Origin of the sequence: Pseudomonas sp. R1-18 (assembly GCF_051132095.1) — a bacterium.
Taxonomy (GTDB): domain Bacteria; phylum Pseudomonadota; class Gammaproteobacteria; order Pseudomonadales; family Pseudomonadaceae; genus Aquipseudomonas.
On sequence record NZ_CP071658.1, the window covers coordinates 4,107,456 to 4,128,673 of the forward strand.

17 protein-coding genes and 2 tRNA genes are annotated in these 21,218 nt (G+C 58.5%); 1 reads left to right on the forward strand and 18 read right to left on the reverse strand.

Annotated features, from left to right (window positions below):
* Positions 1 to 203: 203 nt before the first annotated feature.
* The 15 genes from pnp to rlmE all read right to left on the reverse strand — a co-directional run bounded on the left by pnp (position 204) and on the right by rlmE (position 15,536).
* Complete coding sequence (pnp, locus tag J3P77_RS18825; protein ID WP_434678072.1) at positions 204 to 2,309, reverse strand: polyribonucleotide nucleotidyltransferase; 2,106 nt, start codon at positions 2,307 to 2,309, stop codon at positions 204 to 206.
* Between the two features lie 173 nt (positions 2,310 to 2,482).
* Positions 2,483 to 2,752, reverse strand: a complete 270-nt coding sequence (rpsO, locus tag J3P77_RS18830; protein ID WP_002555121.1) for a 30S ribosomal protein S15 — start codon at positions 2,750 to 2,752, stop codon at positions 2,483 to 2,485.
* 156 nt (positions 2,753 to 2,908) lie between these two features.
* Positions 2,909 to 3,826 carry a tRNA pseudouridine(55) synthase TruB gene (gene truB, locus J3P77_RS18835; protein ID WP_434678073.1) on the reverse strand — a complete coding sequence of 306 codons (918 nt, stop codon included), beginning with the start codon at positions 3,824 to 3,826 and terminating at the stop codon, positions 2,909 to 2,911.
* Positions 3,827 to 3,829: 3 nt separating this feature from the next.
* Positions 3,830 to 4,246 carry a 30S ribosome-binding factor RbfA gene (rbfA, locus tag J3P77_RS18840; RefSeq protein ID WP_434678074.1) on the reverse strand — a complete coding sequence of 139 codons (417 nt, stop codon included), beginning with the start codon at positions 4,244 to 4,246 and terminating at the stop codon, positions 3,830 to 3,832.
* Between the two features lie 120 nt (positions 4,247 to 4,366).
* Positions 4,367 to 6,904, reverse strand: coding sequence for a translation initiation factor IF-2 (infB, locus tag J3P77_RS18845; RefSeq protein WP_434678075.1), 2,538 nt, complete (start codon positions 6,902 to 6,904; stop codon positions 4,367 to 4,369).
* A 27-nt stretch (positions 6,905 to 6,931) separates the two neighbouring features.
* Positions 6,932 to 8,413 (reverse strand): transcription termination factor NusA, encoded by a 1,482-nt coding sequence (nusA, locus tag J3P77_RS18850; RefSeq protein ID WP_434678076.1) that lies wholly within the window; start codon positions 8,411 to 8,413, stop codon positions 6,932 to 6,934.
* 59 nt (positions 8,414 to 8,472) lie between these two features.
* Positions 8,473 to 8,931 carry a ribosome maturation factor RimP gene (gene rimP / locus J3P77_RS18855; protein WP_434682072.1) on the reverse strand — a complete coding sequence of 153 codons (459 nt, stop codon included), beginning with the start codon at positions 8,929 to 8,931 and terminating at the stop codon, positions 8,473 to 8,475.
* Positions 8,932 to 9,062: 131 nt separating this feature from the next.
* Positions 9,063 to 9,139, reverse strand: a tRNA-Met gene (locus J3P77_RS18860).
* A gap of 95 nt (positions 9,140 to 9,234) precedes the next feature.
* Positions 9,235 to 9,320, reverse strand: a tRNA-Leu gene (locus J3P77_RS18865).
* 44 nt (positions 9,321 to 9,364) lie between these two features.
* Positions 9,365 to 9,745: a preprotein translocase subunit SecG gene (secG, locus tag J3P77_RS18870; protein WP_125833002.1), complete on the reverse strand. Its 381-nt coding sequence runs from the start codon at positions 9,743 to 9,745 to the stop codon at positions 9,365 to 9,367.
* Between the two features lie 4 nt (positions 9,746 to 9,749).
* Entirely contained in the window at positions 9,750 to 10,505 is a 756-nt protein-coding gene (gene tpiA, locus J3P77_RS18875) for a triose-phosphate isomerase (RefSeq protein ID WP_434678078.1), read from the reverse strand.
* 66 nt (positions 10,506 to 10,571) lie between these two features.
* Complete coding sequence (gene glmM / locus J3P77_RS18880; protein ID WP_434678079.1) at positions 10,572 to 11,912, reverse strand: phosphoglucosamine mutase; 1,341 nt, start codon at positions 11,910 to 11,912, stop codon at positions 10,572 to 10,574.
* 16 nt (positions 11,913 to 11,928) lie between these two features.
* Complete coding sequence (gene folP, locus J3P77_RS18885) at positions 11,929 to 12,780, reverse strand: dihydropteroate synthase (protein WP_434678080.1); 852 nt, start codon at positions 12,778 to 12,780, stop codon at positions 11,929 to 11,931.
* An 8-nt stretch (positions 12,781 to 12,788) separates the two neighbouring features.
* Complete coding sequence (gene ftsH, locus J3P77_RS18890; protein ID WP_434678081.1) at positions 12,789 to 14,693, reverse strand: ATP-dependent zinc metalloprotease FtsH; 1,905 nt, start codon at positions 14,691 to 14,693, stop codon at positions 12,789 to 12,791.
* Positions 14,694 to 14,885: 192 nt separating this feature from the next.
* The gene (gene rlmE, locus J3P77_RS18895; RefSeq protein WP_434678082.1) at positions 14,886 to 15,536 is read right to left on the reverse strand and encodes a 23S rRNA (uridine(2552)-2'-O)-methyltransferase RlmE; all 651 of its coding nucleotides are present in this window, start codon (positions 15,534 to 15,536) and stop codon (positions 14,886 to 14,888) included.
* 104 nt (positions 15,537 to 15,640) lie between these two features.
* Here rlmE and J3P77_RS18900 point away from each other — a divergent pair, with 104 nt between their 5' ends.
* Positions 15,641 to 15,952: a YhbY family RNA-binding protein gene (locus J3P77_RS18900; RefSeq protein WP_434678083.1), complete on the forward strand. Its 312-nt coding sequence runs from the start codon at positions 15,641 to 15,643 to the stop codon at positions 15,950 to 15,952.
* Between the two features lie 159 nt (positions 15,953 to 16,111).
* Here J3P77_RS18900 and greA read toward each other — a convergent pair whose 3' ends face one another.
* The 3 genes from greA to carA form a co-directional block, all read right to left on the reverse strand.
* Positions 16,112 to 16,588: a transcription elongation factor GreA gene (gene greA, locus J3P77_RS18905; RefSeq protein ID WP_434678084.1), complete on the reverse strand. Its 477-nt coding sequence runs from the start codon at positions 16,586 to 16,588 to the stop codon at positions 16,112 to 16,114.
* Positions 16,585 to 19,806 carry a carbamoyl-phosphate synthase large subunit gene (gene carB / locus J3P77_RS18910; RefSeq protein ID WP_434678085.1) on the reverse strand — a complete coding sequence of 1,074 codons (3,222 nt, stop codon included), beginning with the start codon at positions 19,804 to 19,806 and terminating at the stop codon, positions 16,585 to 16,587. The genes greA and carB overlap by 4 nt, the downstream gene beginning before the upstream one ends.
* A gap of 139 nt (positions 19,807 to 19,945) precedes the next feature.
* A complete protein-coding gene (carA, locus tag J3P77_RS18915) occupies positions 19,946 to 21,082 on the reverse strand; it encodes a glutamine-hydrolyzing carbamoyl-phosphate synthase small subunit (protein WP_434678086.1) in 1,137 nt (378 codons plus the stop codon).
* Positions 21,083 to 21,218: the final 136 nt, after the last annotated feature.

Here is a 21,218-nt window from a genome sequence, read left to right on the forward strand (position 1 = left end):
GAAAAAATTATTTTCTTTTATTTTCAATTACTTAGAAATATCGCAAATTAGTGGGGTCGTGCAAATTGCCCGTTACCGTGCCGCTTCGCTTGCAAGTTGCATGTTTTTCCCCAGCCGCAAGGCGGCGAAGCGTAAACCCTTAATTGCGCTCAAAAAAAAGGACCCCGAAGGGTCCTTTTCAACGTCGGGTTAAATCGAATCGATTAAACGCCGGACGCCTTCGCAGCAGCTACGTCTTTGATCGACAGCTTGATACGGCCGCGGTTGTCGACGTCCAGTACCAGAACTTCAACTTCCTCGCCTTCTTTCAGGATGTCAGTCACTTTCTCAACGCGAGCATCGCTCAACATCGAGATGTGAACCAGACCGTCCTTGCCTGGCAGGATGTTGACGAACGCACCGAAGTCAACGATACGCTCAACCTTGCCGACGTAGATCTTGCCGATCTCGGCCTCAGCGGTGATGCCCAGTACGCGCTGACGCGCAGCTTCAGCAGCGTCTTTGGTTTCGCCGAAGATCTTGATGGAGCCGTCGTCTTCGATATCGATCGAAGCCTTGGTCTCTTCGCAGATCGCACGGATTGTCGCGCCGCCTTTACCGATAACGTCACGGATCTTGTCGGTGTCGATCTTCATCGCGATCATGGTCGGAGCGTTTGCCGACAGCTCGGTGCGGGACTGACCGATGATCTGGTTCATCTGGCCCAGAATGTTCAGACGCGCTTCGAGAGCCTGGCCCAGGGCGATCTCCATGATCTCCTCGGTGATGCCCTTGATCTTGATGTCCATCTGCAGTGCAGTAACGCCTTTGGCGGTACCCGCTACCTTGAAGTCCATGTCGCCGAGGTGGTCTTCGTCACCCAGGATGTCGGTCAGAACTGCGAACTTCTCGCCTTCCTTGACCAGACCCATCGCGATACCGGCAACCGGTGCTTTCATCGGAACGCCAGCGTCCATCAATGCCAGCGAGGCACCGCAGACCGACGCCATGGAGCTGGAGCCGTTGGATTCGGTGATTTCCGATACAACGCGGATGGTGTACGGGAACACGCTCGCGTCAGGCAGCATGGCCTGTACGCTGCGGCGCGCCAGACGGCCGTGACCGATTTCGCGACGGCCAGCACCACCCATGCGGCCACACTCGCCTACCGAGAACGGCGGGAAGTTGTAGTGCAGCATGAAGGGGTCTTTCTTCTCGCCTTCAAGAGTGTCCAGCAGCTGTGCGTCACGCGCGGTACCCAGAGTCGCGACGACCAGGGCCTGGGTTTCGCCACGGGTGAACAGAGCCGAACCGTGAGTCTTCGGCAGAACGCCGACTTCGATGTTCAGCGGACGTACAGTGCGGGTGTCACGACCATCGATACGCGGCTTGCCGTTGACGATGTTCTCGCGCACGGTGCGGTATTCGATTTCGCCGAATGCAGCTTTCACTTCGCTGGCAGACGGGCTGCCGTCTTCTACCGCCAGCTTGGCAACGATCTGCTCACGCAGCTCGCCCAGACGAGCGTAACGATCGGCCTTGATGGTGATGGTGTAAGCCTGGGAGATCGCTTCGCCGAACTCGGCGCGGATAGCGCTGAGCAGGCTGGTGGCTTCCGGCTTTGGCTGCCAGTCCCAGGTCGGCTTGGCGGCTTCGGCAGCCAGCTCCTTGACGGCGTTGATCACGACCTGGAACTCGTCGTGAGCGAACAGGACAGCGCCCAGCATCTGGTCTTCGGTCAGCTCTTTGGCTTCCGATTCAACCATCAGAACGGCTTCCGAAGTACCGGCTACGACCATGTCCAGGCTCGAAGCCTGCAGCTGCTCGTAAGTCGGGTTCAGCAGGTAGCCGGTGCTCTCGTGGAAAGCAACACGGGCAGCGCCGACCGGGCCATCGAATGGAATGCCGGAGATAGCCAGGGCCGCCGAGGTACCGATCATCGCAGCGATGTCCGGATCGGTCTTCTTGCTGGTGGAAACGACGGTGCAGACAACCTGCACTTCGTTCATGAAACCTTCAGGGAAAAGCGGGCGGATCGGACGGTCGATCAGACGCGAGGTCAGCGTTTCCTTCTCGGAAGGACGACCTTCGCGCTTGAAGAAACCGCCAGGAATCTTGCCGGCAGCGTAGGTTTTTTCCTGGTAGTGCACGGACAGAGGGAAGAAGCCTTTGCTGGCGTCGGCTTGCTTGGCGCCGACCACAGTCACCAACACGCTGACGTCATCGTCAACGGTGACCAATACTGCGCCGGAAGCCTGACGGGCGATGCGGCCTGTCTCGAGGGTTACGGTCGATTGACCGAACTGAAACTTCTTGATTACCGGGTTCACGGTTTCCTACCTTTCTTTGTGGCTCTTGGGGAACTGGTTTCTTGCGAATTCTTGGGCAGCGCGGGGAATCGGCCCCAACGGCAGTCCAGATAAAACTTGAGGCTGGATGCCTGCCGGAACATCGGGAAAACCCGATGAATCGCGACAGACAACCAACCTCCAGAACGTCGTTATTAGCGACGCAGACCCAGACGACCGATCAGGGCGCTGTAACGGCTAACGTCCTTACCTTTCAGGTAATCCAGCAGCTTGCGACGCTGGTTTACCATACGGATCAGACCACGACGGGAGTGGTGGTCCTTACCGTTGGCCTTGAAGTGGCCTTGCAGTTTGTTGATGTTGGCGGTCAGCAGTGCAACTTGCACTTCTGGCGAACCAGTATCACCAACAGCTTGCTGGTAGTCGGTTACGATCTGAGCTTTTTCTTCAACGCTGAGTGCCATGTGGGCAATCCTTTATTCAGGGAACCGCTCCGGGAAGACGATTCCAACAGGCCGAGGACGAAACCTCGTATTAAAAAATGAGATGTGACCGTGCCTGTTTACAGCCACCCTCGTCCAGCCCGTCTACAGGAAAACCTGCCTACGGCCTGGTTCCGGTCATTCTGACCGAATCAATCGACGCGGCGCGATTCGCCCGTCTTCGCTGACTTCACCGATACCGATGAAGCGACCTTCGTGATCCTGCACCCGAACCATGCCGAACTTCGGCGCGTCCGGTGCTCTTACCGGCTGACCATGCAACCAGTAAAACGAACTGTGCTCCGAAAACTTCAACAGCGGCCAGTCGAGCAACCCGCTGTCCGACGGCATGAGGAAGCGATCAACCGCTTCGTTGCCGCCCTCGGCATGCACCTGTTCCAGCTCCTCCAGAGTGACCGTCTGGGCCAGACTGAAAGGACCGGCCTGGGTCCGACGAAGCTCCGCGACGTAAGCACCGCAGCCGAGCTTTTCACCAATATCCTCCACCAGAGTGCGGATGTAGGTGCCCTTGGTGCAATCGACCGACAGGCGTGCCGTCTCGCCTTCGCAGGCAAGCAATTCCAGGCGCGTAATAGTAACAGAACGAGGCTCGCGCTCCACTACTTCACCTGCACGCGCAAGCTTGTACAACGGTTGCCCGTCACGCTTGAGGGCCGAGTACATCGGGGGTATCTGACTGATTTCGCCACGAAAAGCCGGAAGCACCGCTTCGATATCGTCGCGACCAACGGTCACCGGACGCGTCTGCAAAACCTCACCTTCGGAGTCCGCCGTAGTGGTGGTCTTGCCCAGTTGCATCAGGGTCTCGTAGGACTTGTCGGAATCGAGCAGGTACTGGGAAAACTTGGTTGCCTCGCCGAAGCACAAAGGCAGGACGCCGGTTGCCAGCGGGTCGAGGCTGCCGGTGTGCCCGGCCTTCTCCGCGTTGAGCAACCAGCGGACTTTCTGCAAAGCCGCGTTGGAAGTGAAGCCCAGAGGCTTGTCGAGCAGGATGATCCCGCTGACGTTGCGGCGTATACGCTTGACCTGAGCCACCGCTTACTCCTTGGAACTGTCTGGCTTGGACTCTTGCGAAGCCGAACCTTCCTGGTGCTGGCCGTCTTCAGCCACGGCCCGCTCGATCAGTGCCGAAAGATGCGCACCGCGGACAACGCTTTCATCGTAGTGGAAGTGCAGTTGAGGCACGCTGCGCAGCTTCATTTCGCGGGCCAGCTGCATGCGCAGGAAGCCTGCGGCGGCGTTGAGCACCTTGATGCTCTGGGCAATTTCTTCGGCGCTGTCCTGACCCATGACGGTCATGAAGATCTTGGCGTGGCCTACATCGCGGCTGACATCCACCGCAGTGATGGTGACCAGACCGACGCGCGGATCCTTGATTTCGCGACGGATCAGCTGGGCCAGCTCGCGCTGCATCTGATCGCCGATACGTTGGGTACGGCTGTATTCTTTTGCCATGTTTGTTACCTGTTACTGATCGGGGAGCAAACCCTGACAGTCTGAAAGCGGCAAACGCCCGGCCGACAGATGTCAGACCGGGCGTTGCGTTGAGAGCCTACGGCTCCTGAAGCTCGCGATTTAGAGACTGCGAGCCACTTGGACCTTCTCGAACACTTCGATCTTGTCACCGACCTTGACGTCGTTGTAGCTCTTGACGCCGATACCGCATTCCATGCCGGCACGCACTTCGGAAGCATCGTCCTTGAAGCGACGCAGGGATTCCAGCTCGCCTTCGAAGATAACGATGTCGTCGCGCAGTACGCGGATCGGACGGTTACGGTGAACGACACCTTCAACCACCATACAGCCGGCGATTGCGCCGAATTTCGGCGAGCGGAACACGTCGCGCACTTCGGCGATACCCAGGATGTTCTCCCGGACGTCGCTGCCGAGCATGCCGGTCAGGGCTTTCTTGACGTCTTCGATGATGTCGTAGATCACGTTGTAGTAACGCATATCCAGACCTTCCTGCTCGACGATCTTGCGCGCGCCGGCATCGGCACGCACGTTGAAGCCGAACAGTACAGCGTTGGAGGCCAGTGCCAGGTTGGCGTCGCTCTCGGTGATACCACCGACACCGCCACCCACTACGCGCACTTGCACTTCATCGTTACCCAGGCCGCCGAGGGCGCCCTGCAATGCTTCCAGCGAACCACGGACGTCGGATTTGAGGACGATGTTGAGCGTCTTCTTCTCTTCCTGACCCATGCTTTCGAAGATGTTTTCAAGCTTGCCGGCGTGAGCACGTGCCAGCTTGACTTCGCGGAACTTGCCCTGACGGAACAGAGCGACTTCGCGAGCCTTCTTCTCGTCCTGCAGTACCGACATCTCGTCGCCAGCGTCCGGCGTACCGTCCAGGCCGAGAATCTCGACAGGGATCGACGGACCGGCTTCCTTCACAGGCTTGCCGTTCTCGTCGAGCATGGCGCGGATGCGACCGAAGTTTGAGCCGACCAGGACCATGTCGCCTTGACGCAGCGTACCGTCCTGAACCAGAACCGTCGCAACCGGGCCACGGCCCTTGTCCAGACGGGATTCAACGACCACACCACGACCTGGGGCCGATGGCGTTGCCTTGAGTTCCAGAACTTCGGCCTGCAACAGAACAGCTTCAAGCAGTTCGTCGACGCCGGTACCCATTTTCGCGGAAACCGGAACGAACGGCGTATCACCGCCCCACTCTTCGGAAGTCACGCCGTGAACCGACAACTCGCTGCGGATGCGATCGAGATCAGCACCCGGCTTGTCGATCTTGTTCACTGCCACGACCAGAGGAACGCCAGCCGCTACGGCGTGCTGAACCGCTTCGATGGTCTGCGGCATGACGCCGTCGTCTGCAGCCACGACCAGGATCACGATGTCGGTCGCCTTGGCACCACGAGCACGCATTGCAGTAAACGCGGCGTGACCCGGGGTGTCGAGGAAGGTGACCATGCCGCGTTCGGTTTCAACGTGGTATGCACCGATGTGCTGGGTGATGCCGCCGGCTTCGCCAGCAGCAACCTTGGCACGACGGATATAGTCGAGCAGCGAGGTCTTGCCGTGGTCAACGTGACCCATGACGGTTACAACCGGAGCACGGGAGAACGTTTCGCCTTCGAACTTCAGCGATTCAGCCAGGGAGTCTTCCAGGGCGTTGTCGCTGACCAGCGTGACCTTGTGGCCCAGCTCTTCGGCGATCAACTGGGCAGTTTCCTGATCCAGTACCTGGTTGATGGTCACCGGAGTGCCCAGCTTGAACATGAACTTGATGACTTCGGCAGCCTTGACGGACATCTGCGCGGCCAGTTCGCCGACAGTGATGGTCTCGCCAATGGCAACGTCACGAATCACAGGACCGGTAGGGTTCTGGAAGCCGTGCGCATTGCGCTTCTTCAGCTTGGACTTGCCGCGACCGCCACGACGGAAGCCATCGCTTTCTTCGTCGGTGGTACGAGGTGCAACGCGAGGGGCCGGAGCCTTCTCTTTTACCGAAGCGCGATGCGGAGCGTTCTTGCGCTCGCCATCACCGCCACGGGCATTGCGATCGTCGGCGCGTGGCTTGTCGGGACGACGCTGGTCGTCGCGCTTGCGCACTTCAGCCGTCGGCGCTGCGTTGGCAGGCGCCGGCGCAGCGGCGGCAGGAGCCTCACGCGGAGCCTGGACCGCAGCAACCGGTTCGGCAGGAGCCGCAGCGGCCGTTTCATTGGTCGATTGCGCAGCCGGCTGGCGAGCCGCTTCTTCCTGAGCGCGACGCTTGGCTTCTTCTTCAGCCTTCTGACGCGCGGCGTTTTCTACCGCACGGCGCTCTTCCAGCTCACGCTGACGCTCGGCTTCGATCTCTTCCGCGCTGCGCTGTACGAATACTTTCTTTTTGCGTACTTCAACGCTGATGCTCTTGCTGCCAGCAACACGCAGGGTGCTGGTGGTTTTACGCTGCAAGGTGATCTTGCGCGGTTCTTCCACTTTCGCCTTGTGGCTGCTTTTCAGATGAGTCAGCAACGATTGCTTCTCACTGTCGCTCACATGTTCCTCGGCGGCGGTGTGCGGCAGACCTGCCTCACGCATCTGCTGCAACAGGCGCTCTACCGGTGTTTTGACCTCATCGGCCAGTTGTTTCACCGTGACTTGCGTCATGCACTTCTCTCCTCAGGCCGCGCCTAATTACTCGAACCAATGGGCTCGCGCGGCCATGATCAACTTGCCGGCACGATCATCGTCAATGCCGTCGATGTCGAGCAGATCGTCAATAGACTGCTCGGCCAGGTCTTCGCGGGTAATTACGCCGCGCACCGCCAGTTCCATCGCCAAATCCTTGTCCATACCCTCAAGCGAGAGCAGGTCTTCGGCCGGATGGGCGTCTGCCAGCTTTTCCTCTGTAGCGATGGCTTTGGTCAACAAGCGATCCTTGGCACGAGCGCGAAGCTCGTTGACGGTATCTTCGTCAAAGCCATCGATGTTGAGCATTTCCTCCACCGGTACGTAGGCAATCTCTTCCAGGCTGGTGAAGCCTTCATCAACCAGTACCTGCGCCAGATCTTCGTCGACTTCCAGTTCGTCGATGAAGTTGCGCAGAATGTCACCGGTTTCTGCCTGCTGCTTGGCCTGGATGTCCGACTCGGTCATCACGTTCAGCGTCCAGCCAGTCAGCTGACTTGCCAGACGAACGTTCTGACCACCACGACCGATAGCCTGGGCCAGGTTGTCCGCACCTACCGCGATGTCCATTGCATGGGCATCTTCATCAACGATGATTGCCGCAACTTCCGCAGGGGACATGGCGTTGATGACGAACTGCGCCGGGTTGTCGTCCCAGAGGACGATATCCACACGCTCACCACCCAACTCGCCGGAGACAGCCTGAACACGCGAGCCGCGCATGCCGATGCAGGCGCCTTGCGGATCGATTCGTTTGTCCTTGGAGCGAACGGCGATTTTTGCACGCGAACCCGGGTCCCGAGAGGCAGCCATCACCTCGATCAGACCTTCGGCGATTTCCGGTACTTCGATACGGAAAAGCTCGATCAGCATTTCTGGCGCTGTACGCGACAGGATCAGCTGGGGGCCACGGTTTTCAGTGCGAATTTCCTTCAGCAGAGCCCTTAGACGGACACCTACACGGAAAGTCTCACGAGAAATGATGTCTTCGCGAGCCAGCAACGCTTCAGCGTTGTTGCCCAGATCAACGATGACATTGTCACGTGTAACCTTTTTTACGGTACCGGAAATGATTTCACCCAGACGCTCGCGATAAGCATCGACGACCTGGGCGCGCTCGGCTTCACGAACCTTCTGCACAATGACTTGCTTGGCGGTTTGCGCAGCGATGCGACCGAATTCGATGGACTCGATTTTCTCTTCGATCACGTCACCCGCTACAGCACCGGGCTTTTTGGCTTGAGCCTGGTCAACGGCCAACTCGTAGGCCGGATCATCCAGGTCTTCGTCCTCGACCACTGTCCAGCGACGGAACGTCTCGTAGTTACCGGTGTGGCGATTGATCTCCACACGCAGTTCAACTTCATCCTCGAAACGTTTCTTGGTAGCAGTGGCAAGAGCCAGCTCCAGCGCTTCAAAAATCACACCTGCCGGAACGCCCTTTTCATTGGACACCGACTCAACAACCAGCAGTACTTCTTTGCTCATCGTACGCCTCGCCTTTCGCAAGCCATTGGATCCGCGGGATCCGCAGTATCTGGCACGTATCAGTCAAACGTGGGAATAATGTTGGCTTTGTCGATCAAGTCGATCGGCAACAGGTATTCGTGGTCTTCTACATGCACCACGACATCCTGCTCCTCCACCCCGCGGAGAAGGCCTTGGAAGTTGCGTCGGCCGTCAAAGGGCGAGCGCAGCTTGATCTTCACTTGTTCCCCAGCGTGCAAAGCAAACTGTTCAAGAGTGAACAGCGGGCGATCCATGCCAGGAGAGGACACCTCAAGCGTGTATTCAGCACTGATCGGATCTTCAACATCCAATACACCGCTGACCTGACGGCTGACTATTTCGCAGTCCTCCACCAGAACGCCGCCCTCTTTGTCGATATAAATGCGCAACAGTGAATGTCGGCCCTGGGAAATGAATTCAATTCCCCAGCATTGATAGCCAAGAGCCTCGACCACCGGGGCCAACAAGGCCTGCAACTGTTCTAGCTTGCTCGACACCTGAACCCCCTCGTGCATGCTTTTAAAATAAAAAAATGGGCGAACGCCCATCCCGTGAAAACGCCGCTGAACATCGACGTCATGTACTGTCCAGCTAACAAAAAGCCCCTAAAAAGGGGCTCAGCTAAAACTGGTTGCGGGGGCTGGATTTGAACCAACGACCTTCGGGTTATGAGCCCGACGAGCTACCAAGCTGCTCCACCCCGCGACAAAGCTGGGGCGGAAGTATACGACCGATCCCTTTCAGGGTCAATCGAACATCCACCTACAAGAAAGCCCGCTAGTGCGGGCTGTCCTGTTTATTGGTACCGAGAAGGGGACTCGAACCCCTACACCCTATGGGCACAACCACCTCAAGGTTGCGTGTCTACCAATTCCACCACCTCGGCATTACAACTTTTTGGCGACCTCTGAAACATCGCCGAATTCTGTATTACTTCTGCTCTGGAGCTTGAGGTACGTCAGCTGGAACTACAGCTGGCTTTTGCCCTTCGAGCACCGGTACATCATCAGTAGCCGGTTTTTGCTTAACTTCCAGTACCGCTGGATCCGGGAGACCTACTTGAGTCAGCTGTTGAGCCTTCTCTTTAGCAAAGTAACCTAACCCCAAGCTGGTTATGAAAAAAGCTGCGGCGAGTATAGCAGTAAACTTACTAAGAAAGGTAGAGGTTCCTTGCCCTCCGAACACAGTATTTGATGCACCGGCTCCGAAAGACGCACCTGCGTCCGCACCTTTACCCTGCTGCAGCAATACCAGAGCAACAACGCCCAGAGCGCCCAGCAGATGAAAAACGACTACGACTGTTTCCAGCATTTTCTCAGTTTCCCGCGGCGCGACAAATCGCACCGAACTCATCTGCATTCAGGGAAGCCCCACCAATGAGACCCCCATCGATATCCGGCATGCCGAACAGTTCGACCGCATTGGTCGACTTCACGCTGCCGCCATAAAGAAGCCGCACGCCTTGTGCGACTTCGGCATTCTTTTGCGCCAGCTGCGCACGGATGGCTGCGTGCACTTCCTGCGCCTGCTGGGGCGAAGCAGTCAATCCGGTACCGATGGCCCAGACTGGCTCGTAAGCGACTACTGCGTTGGCAAATGCATCAATACCGAACGCGTCGATGATGCTGTCAAGTTGCTGCCCGACCACTTCAAGCGTCTGACCCGCCTCACGCTGCTCAAGGGTTTCCCCTATGCACAACACCGGAGTCAGGCCACTTTCCTGGATAGCCGCAAACTTGCGGTTCAGCACATCATCCTGCTCGCCAATCAACTGACGACGCTCGGAGTGGCCGACCAACACGTACTTGCAGCCAGCTTCCTTCAGCTGGCTAGGCGCAACCTCACCGGTCAACGCACCCTGCCCCACCTGGAACGCGGCATCCTGAGCACCAACTGCGATTGCCCGGCCTTCAAGCCCTGCAACCGCCTGATTGATGAACAGGCTCGGCGGCATTACAACAACATCAACATCACTCGGCAGCTCTTGCTTGCCAAGACCCTCGATCAGCTCAGCGACACTGGCGCGGGTACCGTGCATTTTCCAGTTACCAGCTACCATTGGGCGACGCATGCTGCACCTCGTAGGTCAAAGTGGGCGCAGATGTTACCCAACACTTTCACGACTGGCAAGCCGAAATCAGGCGCAAACTTCAGCGACCAGTTTCGCCAGCTCGTCAGCATAAGCCTGGACCTGGGCTTCGTCTTCACCTTCGACCATTACGCGCACCAGAGGCTCTGTCCCGGACTTGCGCAAAAGAACCCGGCCGCGGCCCGCCATTTCAGCGGTAACACGGGCGCAGGCGTCTTGCACCGAAGGGTGAGTAACCGGGTCCACACCGCCTGAAAACCGGACGTTGACCAGCACCTGAGGGCATTTGCGCAGCCGTTGCCGAGCCTCGGCCAGCGTGATGCCACTGCGGCGCAAGGCCAACAGAACCTGCAGCGCGGCAATGATCGCGTCGCCTGTCGTGGTGTGCTGGAAACATACGATGTGGCCCGAGTTTTCGCCACCGACTTGCCAGTTACGCTCAAGCAGTTCGGCAATCACATAACGGTCGCCGACATTGGCCCGCACGAACGGAATGTTCTGCTCCGCCAGCGCCAGCTCCAGGCCAAGATTGCTCATCAAGGTGCCCACCACGCCGCCCTGCAGGCGGCCACGCTCATGCAGATCCCGCGCGATGATGTACAAGAGTTCGTCGCCATCGACGACGGTGCCGGTGTGATCGACCATCAGCACCCGGTCGCCATCACCATCGAAACCGATGCCCATGTCGGCTTTATGCGCCACCACGGCAGCCTGGAGGGCTTCCATGTGGGTCGAGCCACAGTTTTCATTGATGTTCAGCCCGTCAGGCTGAGCGGACAGCACGACCACCTGGGCGCCCAACTCACGAAACACATTGGGCGCAACCTTGTAGGTCGCACCATGCGCGCAGTCGATCACCAGCTTCAGACCCGCAAAGTCGGTGCTGGTCGGCACACTGCTTTTGCAGAATTCGATATAGCGGCCGGCGGCGTCATTGATACGCGACACCTTGCCAAGCTTCTCGGATTCGGCAACGGTCATCGGCGCGTCGAGCAATTTCTCGATCATCATCTCGATCTCGTCCGGCAGCTTGGTGCCCTGACCCGAGAAGAACTTGATGCCGTTGTCGTAGTGCGGGTTATGCGACGCGCTGATGACGATCCCCGCTTCAGCGTGGAACGTTCGCGTCAGGTAGGCGATTGCCGGAGTCGGCATCGGACCAAGCAGCATGACATCCGCACCGGCCGCGGACAGGCCGGCTTCCAGCGCGGATTCGAACATATAACCTGAGATGCGGGTGTCTTTGCCAACCAGAATCCGGCAAGCGCCCAGGTGACGGAATGCCATGCCCGCAGCCCAGCCGAGCTTGAGCATGAAATCAGGAGTAATAGGAAACTGCCCCACGCGACCACGAATGCCGTCGGTTCCGAAATATTTTTTGGTAGTCATGGATGCCCCGCTATTGTTATTCGGCCGCTTCGACAGCCGTAATCATGCGCACCACGTCGGCCGTTTCGGCGACATCGTGCACACGTAGAATTCTTGCGCCCTTGGTCATCGCCAGCGCCGCCAGAGCCAGACCACCGAAGAGCCTTTCACCGACGGGACGACCCAACACGGCGCCAATCATGCTCTTGCGCGACACACCCACCAGCAGAGGGCGCCCCAGGGCCAGCAAGGCAGGCATATGCTTGAACAGGCTGAGATTATGCTCCAGTGTCTTGGCGAAGCCAAAACCCGGATCAAGAATGATGCGATCACGTTCGATACCGGCCGACTCACACCGCGCCATCTGCGCGGCCAGGAACGAGCCGACCTCGCCAAGCAGATCGTCGTAATGAGGGTCGTCCTGCATGTCTCCAGGCTCCCCGAGCATGTGCATCAGGCAGACCGGCAAACCGGTTTGCGCCGCTGCTTCCAAGGCACCGGGGCGACGAAGGGAACGCACGTCATTGATCAGACCCGCCCCTAGACGCACTGTCTCCAGCATGACTTGCGGGGTCGATGTATCGACCGAAATGATGACGTCCAGCTCACGAGCAATGATTTCGACTACCGGCGCTACACGCTCCAGCTCTTCGGCGGCGGTAACCGGTCGAGCACCCGGCCGGGTAGATTCGCCCCCGACATCGATCAGTGTTGCTCCAGCCTGGACCATTGCCTCGGCGTGACGCAGCGCAGCATCGAGCTGACTGTAGCGACCGCCGTCCGAGAAAGAATCAGGCGTGGCGTTGAGGATACCCATGACATGCGTATGGGCCAAATCAAGAACCCGGTTGCCGCAAGGCAACCGGGTCGGGTACAGCGCAGAAGTCATGTCAGACCTTAATGTTCAGCAGCAGGACCGCCGATAGGGGCTTCCGGACGAGGATCCGGGGTGATCGGTGTACCATTGGTGCCCGAACCACCTTCCCAGTCGCGCGGCTCACGTGGTGGACGGCCCGACATGATGTCATCGATCTGATCCGCATCGATGGTTTCGTATTTCATCAAAGCCTCGGCCATCGCGTCCAGCTTGTCACGGTTGTCGGTCAGCAATTGACGGGCCGTGCCGTAGCAATGGTCGATGATGCTGCGCACTTCAGAGTCGATCAGCTTGGCGGTTTCGCCCGATACGTTGGAGTTCTGGCTGCCGCCACGCCCCAGGTAACCGGCGTCTTCGTCTTCCGAATACATCAGCGGACCCAGCTTCTCGGACAGGCCCCACTTGGTAACCATGTTCCGGGCAATCTGGCTGGCACGCATGATGTCGTTGGAAGCACCCGTGGTAACGCCGTCAAAACCGAGCGTCATCTCTTCAGCGATACGTCCACCGTACAGCGAACAGATCTGGCTAACCAGCGCACGCTTGGAGAGGCTGTAGCGATCCTCTTCCGGCAGGAACATGGTGACGCCCAGTGCACGACCGCGAGGGATGATCGAAACCTTGTAGACCGGGTCATGCTCGGGAACCAGACGACCAACGATGGCGTGACCCGCCTCGTGATAAGCCGTGTTCTGCTTTTCCTTTTCGGACATGACCATCGATTTGCGCTCGGCGCCCATCATGATCTTGTCTTTGGCCAGTTCGAATTCCTTCATCTCGACCAGACGCTTACCGGCACGAGCCGCGAAAAGCGAGGCTTCGTTGACAAGGTTTGCCAGGTCGGCACCGGAAAAACCAGGAGTACCACGCGCAATCACGCCAGGATTGACGTCGTCACCCATTGGCACTTTACGCATGTGAACCTTGAGGATCTGCTCACGACCACGAATGTCCGGCAGACCAACGACTACCTGACGGTCGAAACGACCCGGACGCAACAGCGCGGGGTCCAGCACGTCGGGACGGTTGGTCGCTGCGATGACGATGATGCCGTCATTCATTTCGAAGCCGTCCATCTCGACCAGCAACTGGTTGAGCGTCTGCTCGCGCTCGTCGTGACCGCCGCCCATGCCGGCGCCGCGATGGCGACCTACCGCGTCGATCTCGTCGATGAAGATGATGCATGGCGCATGCTTCTTGGCCTGTTCGAACATGTCACGAACGCGGCTGGCACCTACACCAACGAACATTTCAACGAAGTCGGAGCCGGAGATCGTGAAGAACGGAACCTTCGCTTCGCCTGCGATAGCCTTGGCGATGAGCGTCTTGCCGGTACCCGGAGGACCTACCATCAGCACGCCGCGTGGAATACGGCCGCCCAGGCGCTGGAACTTGCCCGGATCCCGCAGGAACTCGACCAGCTCGCCAACTTCTTCCTTGGCCTCGTCACAACCTGCAACGTCGGCCAGTGTTGTTTTGACCTGGTCCTCGGAGAGCAGGCGCGCCTTGCTCTTGCCAAAGCTCATCGGGCCGCCTTTGCCGCCGGCGCCGCCCTGCATCTGGCGCATGAAGAACATGAAGACCGCGATGATCACCAGGATCGGGAAGCTGGCAACCAGCAACTGGGTCCAGATGCTCTGCTGCTCAGGCTGCTTGCCTTCGACAACGACATTGTTGTCGACCAGATCGCCGATCAGACCGTTATCCTGAATCGCGGGACGGATAGTCTTGAACGTATCGCCATCGCTGCGTTTGCCGGTGATGACGTAGCCGTCGACGGACACCTTCTCTACCTTGCCATCCTTCACTTGCTGGATGAACTCGGAGTAGTTGAGGGTCTGCGGCTCGTTCGGGCTGGAGAAGTTGTTCATCACCGTCACCAGGACAGCCGCGATGATCAACCACAGGATCAAATTCTTTGCCATATCGTTCAATTAGCTACCCTCTGAAGCAAGCTCCACGCAGGAAGCGTGCCTCGCATGATATTCACCGGCCTAACTTACTACAGAACCTACAGATGTGGCAGGCGCCGTCTGTAACCCTTTGTGAAACTTTTACTGCGTGATGTTCGTACCGCATCACGCACAAAGCTATTTGATAAAAGCTATCGGCCAGCCTTAAAGACGTTCATCACTCGTGTAGCCTTCAATGCCACGGAAGCCCCTGGCCAGAAGATACTGCTCCCTTGAGCGGTCTCGGGATGACAAGGGTTTGCGCATCTGTACCTTGTCGAACAGCTTGCGAATGTCCTTGTGATACACATCGAACCCTTCGCCCTGGAAGACCTTGATCAGGAAATCACCACCGGGGCGCAGCACTCGACCAGCCAGATCCAGCGCCAATTCGCACAGAAACATGGCTCTGGGCATATCAACAGCGCTCAATCCACTCATATTGGGGGCCATGTCGGAAATCACAAGGTCAACTTGCGTATTACCTACCGCCTCCAGGATCTGAGCGAGCACCGCGTCTTCGGTAAAGTCGCCCTGAATGAAGGTCACATCGGGGATGCTGTCCATTTCCAGGATGTCGGACGCGATCAATCTGCCTTGACCGCCAATCAGACGACTGGTCACCTGAGACCACCCGCCAGGAGCGGCGCCAAGATCGATGACCGTCATGCCGGGACGGATGATCTTGTCCTTCTCCTGGATCTCCAGAAGCTTATAACTGGCGCGGGAACGGTAGCCGTCCTTCTGCGCCATTTTGACGTATTTGTCGTCGAAGTGTTCTTTGAGCCAGTTATGGCTTGTCTTGGAACGGGCCACGGGGCACCTCAAAAATAAACGAGTCGTGATTAACTGGGCGGTCCCGGACTCGCTCGGGTAAACTGGCCGCCGCTTTTTACAAGATCAGACGCAGGGGTCAGATTATGCCGCTCACTCAAGAGCAGAAGAAACAATACAAATCCATTGGCCACCACCTGAAACCGGTATTGATCGTGGCTGACAATGGTTTGACTGAAGGTGTGCTCGCAGAGCTTGAACGTGCATTGAGCGATCACGAGCTGATCAAGATCAAGCTCAACATCCTCGACCGCGAAAGCCGCATTCAGGCCATCGACGAGCTGTGCAAGGTCGGATCGGCAGATCTGGTCCAGATCATCGGCAAGATGGCGCTGATCTATCGCAAGAACCCAAAGGTAAACAAGCAACTGTCCAACGTCCACCGCGCACACGGATAAAAAACCGGGTCAGGGCCGCTTCGAGCGCGCCCTGCCTGGGTCCTGGCCTCGCCGCAATGGCATTCAGGCCTCTTTCAAACCGCCCTCTTTCTCACCGAAACCTTTCGGACTCTGCGAGTCACCCGAGCGGCGCGCCCGTGCGAGCACGGACGCGATACTTCAGATGTGACGGACCTCGACGATCTCATACTCGATGACGCCGCTCGGCGTCTTGACCGTGACGACATCACCCTCTTCCTTGGCAATCAAGGCACGAGCGATGGGTGAGCCCACCGAAATCTTGCCTTGCTTGATATCGGCTTCGTCTTCGCCAACGATCTGGTAGGTCACCGACTCGTCAGTCTCGACGTTGGCGATCTCGACCGTGGTGCCGAAGATCACCTTGCCGGTATGGGGAATGGTAGTCACGTCGATGATCACCGCATTCTGCATACGCCCTTCGATGTCCCGGATACGCGCCTCGACCATGCCCTGCTGTTCGCGCGCGGCATGGTATTCAGCGTTTTCCTTGAGGTCACCCAGCTCCCGCGCCGTGCCGATATCCTGGCTGAGCTTGGGGCGGACGACCTTGGTCAGATGGGTCAATTCTTCTTCAAGGGCGCGAGCGCCCTGAACAGTCATTGGGTATTTGATCATGCCTTCAATCCTGCATGGAGATCCTGCAAGCGACGCACGGTCTTTTCAGGACCGAACTTGAGCGCTTCGCAGATAGCTTCGCCTGCCGCAATGGTAGTGGTGCAGTAGATCTTGTGCTGCAAGGCGTTACGACGAATGGAGTAGGAATCCGCGATCGACTGGCGACCTTCGGTGGTGTTGATGATCAAGGTGACTTCGTCGTTCTTGATCATGTCGACCACGTGCGGGCGACCTTCAGTGACCTTGTTGACGCGGCGCACTTTCAGACCGGCCGCTTCGATCAACTTGGCGGTACCTGCGGTTGCGACGATCTCGAAGCCGAGGTCGATCAGGTCCCGAGCGACGCCGGCCACCAGTGGCTTGTCGTCGTCACGCACGCTGATGAACGCGGTACCACCGGTTGGCAGCACTTCGCTCGCACCCATCTGGGCTTTTGCGAATGCTTCGCCAAACGTGTCGCCAACGCCCATCACTTCACCGGTCGACTTCATTTCAGGGCCGAGGATCGGGTCAACGCCAGGGAATTTGGCGAACGGGAAGACCGCCTCTTTCACGCTGTAGAAGTTAGGAATGATTTCCTTGGTGAAACCCAGCTCCTTGAGCGTTTTACCGGCCATGACGCGCGCAGCGATCATCGCCAGGGAAACACCAATGCACTTGGACACGAACGGCACGGTCCGCGATGCACGAGGGTTGACTTCAATGACGTAGATATCCTCGCCCTGCAGAGCAAGCTGAACGTTCATCAAGCCGACAACGCCCAGTTCGAGAGCCATCTTCTTGACCTGCTCACGCATCTCGTCCTGGATGTGGGCCGGCAGCGAGTACGGCGGCAGCGAGCACGCGGAGTCACCGGAGTGAACGCCCGCCTGTTCGATGTGCTGCATGATCGCGCCGATTACCACGTCGGTCCCGTCGCAGACCGCATCAACGTCCATCTCGATGGCGCAGTTGAGGAAGTGATCCAGCAGAACCGGGCTGTCGTTGGACACCTGAACCGCTTCGCGCAGATAACGCTTGAGCTCGTCTTCCTGGTAAACGATTTCCATCGCCCGGCCGCCCAACACATAGGACGGACGAACCACCAGCGGGTAACCGATCTTCGCCGCGGCACGAATCGCTTCGTCTTCGCTGCGCACGGTGGCGTTAGGTGGCTGACGCAGGTTCAGACGCTCGACCATGTGCTGGAAGCGCTCACGGTCTTCGGCGCGGTCGATGGCATCCGGGCTGGTGCCGATGATCGGCACGCCGGCGGCTTCCAGAGCGCGCGCCAGTTTCAACGGGGTCTGGCCGCCGTACTGGACGATTACGCCCTTGGGCTTCTCGACGCGCACGATCTCCAGTACGTCTTCCAGGGTTACTGGCTCGAAGTACAGGCGGTCAGAGGTGTCGTAATCCGTGGAAACGGTTTCCGGGTTGCAGTTGACCATGATGGTCTCGTACCCGTCTTCACGCAGCGCCAGCGCCGCGTGCACACAGCAGTAGTCGAACTCGATGCCCTGACCGATACGGTTAGGACCGCCGCCGAGGATCATGATCTTGTCGCGAGTCGAAGGATTGGCCTCGCACTCCTCTTCGTACGTCGAGTACAGATAGGCCGTGTCGGTCGCGAACTCGGCCGCGCAAGTGTCGACGCGCTTGTATACCGGGAATACTTCGAGCTTCTGGCGATGGGTGCGCAGGTTCTTTTCCGTGACGCCCAACAGCTTGGCCAGACGCATATCGGAGAAGCCTTTGCGCTTGAGGCGGAACATCAGATCGCGGTCGATGGCCGACAGCCCGAGCGTCTTGACCTTTTCTTCGTCCTTGATGAGATCTTCGATCTGCACCAGGAACCAGGGATCGATCATGTTCATGGCGAAGATTTCTTCGACAGTCATGCCGGCACGGAACGCGTCGGCAACGTACCAGATGCGCTCGGCGCCCGGCACGGTCAGCTCGCGCTTCAGCGTGCTCATGCTGTCGGGATGGCTCAGATCCAGTTTCGGATCGAGGCCGCACACGCCGACTTCCAGGCCGCGCAGGGCTTTCTGCAGGGATTCCTGGAACGTCCGGCCGATAGCCATGACTTCGCCGACCGACTTCATCTGAGTGGTCAGACGAGCATCCGCCTTGGCGAACTTCTCGAAAGCGAAGCGCGGCAGCTTGGTAACCACGTAGTCGATGGAGGGCTCGAACGAAGCCGGAGTCTTGCCGCCGGTAATGTCGTTGGACAGTTCGTCCAGGGTGTAACCCACTGCCAGCTTGGCCGCGACTTTGGCGATCGGGAAGCCGGTCGCCTTGGAAGCCAGTGCCGAGGAACGCGAAACACGCGGGTTCATCTCGATCACGACCATGCGGCCAGTATCCGGGCAGATGCCGAACTGAACGTTGGAACCACCGGTTTCAACGCCGATCTCGCGCAGTACCGCCAGAGAGGCGTTACGCAGGATCTGGTATTCCTTGTCGGTCAGGGTCTGCGCGGGGGCAACGGTGATCGAGTCACCGGTGTGCACGCCCATCGGGTCAAAGTTTTCGATGGAGCAGACGATGATGCAGTTGTCCTTCTTGTCGCGGACAACTTCCATTTCATATTCTTTCCAGCCAATCAGCGATTCGTCGATCAGCAGCTCCTTGGTTGGAGACAGGTCCAGACCACGGGCGCAGATTTCTTCGAACTCTTCACGGTTGTAGGCGATGCCGCCGCCGGTGCCGCCCATGGTGAAGGACGGACGGATGATGCAAGGGAAGCCCAGCTTCTCAAGAACCGCGTTGGCTTCTTCCATGCTGTGGGCGATACCGGAGCGCGGGCATTCCAGGCCGATGGATTTCATCGCCTTGTCGAAGCGCGAACGGTCTTCGGCCTTGTCGATGGTGTCGGCGTTGGCACCGATCATTTCAACGCCGAACTTCTCCAGAACGCCTTCGCGCTCCAGATCCAGCGCACAGTTCAGTGCAGTCTGGCCGCCCATGGTAGGCAGTACCGCGTCCGGACGCTCTTTCTCGATGATCTTGGCAACGGTCTGCCACTTGATCGGTTCGATGTAGGTCGCGTCGGCCATGGCCGGGTCGGTCATGATGGTTGCCGGGTTGGAGTTCACCAGGATGACGCGGTAGCCCTCTTCGCGCAGTGCCTTGCAGGCCTGGGCGCCGGAGTAGTCGAATTCACAGGCCTGGCCGATAACAATCGGGCCGGCACCGAGAATCAGGATGCTTTTGATATCTGTACGTTTTGGCATGTTGGTCACTCAAATCCGCAGGTCAGTCGGCAAGCCGTCTTGAACATTACTTTGAGGTGGCCGGGGTGGCGGCTGCCGGACCTGCGCGGTCCGGGGCCACCCGAGGGCTCACCTGCTCACTACAGTCTCAAGGCAACTGTCAGCGTCGCTTGGCCATGGCGTCGATAAAACGATCAAACAGTGGCGACACGTCATTCGGGCCCGGGCTCGCTTCAGGGTGACCCTGGAAGCTGAAGGCATCCTTGTCGGTCAGCTCGATGCCTTGCAGGGTGCCGTCGAACAGCGATTTGTGGATCGCGCGGACGTTGGCGGGCAGCGTCGACTCTTCCACCGCAAAACCGTGGTTCTGGCTGGTGATCATGACCACACCGCTGTCTACATCCTGAACCGGGTGGTTGGCGCCATGGTGACCATGGCCCATCTTCACGGTCTTAGCACCGGCAGCCAGCGCGAGCAACTGGTGACCCAGGCAGATGCCGAATACCGGAGTCTCGGTTTTCAGCACTTCCTGAATCGCGGTGATCGCATAGTCGCAAGGCTCAGGGTCACCAGGGCCGTTGGACAGGAACACGCCGTCCGGGCTGTACGCCAACACTTCGCTGGCTGGCGTCTGCGCCGGCACCACGGTCACGCGGCAACCGCGCTCGACCAGCATGCGCAGAATGTTGACCTTGACCCCGTAGTCATAAGCGACCACGTGATAAGGCAGCTCGGCGGCCGCGATATCAGGGCAGTTGTCGGTCTTCAGGCTCCAGACGCTGGAGCGCCATTCGTAGGTGTCCTTGGTGCTGACTTCCTTTGCCAGATCCATGCCCTTGAGGCCTGGGAAGGCGCGGGCCGCTGCGATGGCAGCTTCTTCGGAAATGTTGTCGCCAGCCATGATGCAGCCGTTCTGCGCGCCTTTCTCACGCAGGATGCGGGTCAGGCGGCGGGTATCGATGCCAGCGATGGCGACGACGTTATTGACTTTCAGGTATTCATCCAGCGACAGCTTGTTGCGCCAGTTGCTGGCGACCAGCGGCAGATCACGAATGACCAGGCCGGCGGACCAGACGCGATCCGACTCGGCGTCTTCAGGCGTGGTGCCGGTGTTGCCGATATGCGGGTAGGTCAGCGTAACGATCTGTTGGGCATAGGAAGGATCGGTAAGGATTTCCTGATAGCCGGTCATTGCGGTGTTGAACACCACCTCACCAACGGTCTGACCGTCGGCTCCAATGGCTTCGCCGCGAAAAATGCTGCCATCAGCAAGGGCGAGTATGGCTGGCTTAGTCAAGAAGACCTCCCGTAAATAAAGCCTGAAAGGGCGTTCGCAGGTTGTAAAAAAGCGGAATGACGTAGATACGTCACCCCGCTTTCTTATAGATCCATCTGCGCGCTTTTAGTGGACACACTAAAGCTGTAGCTTACAG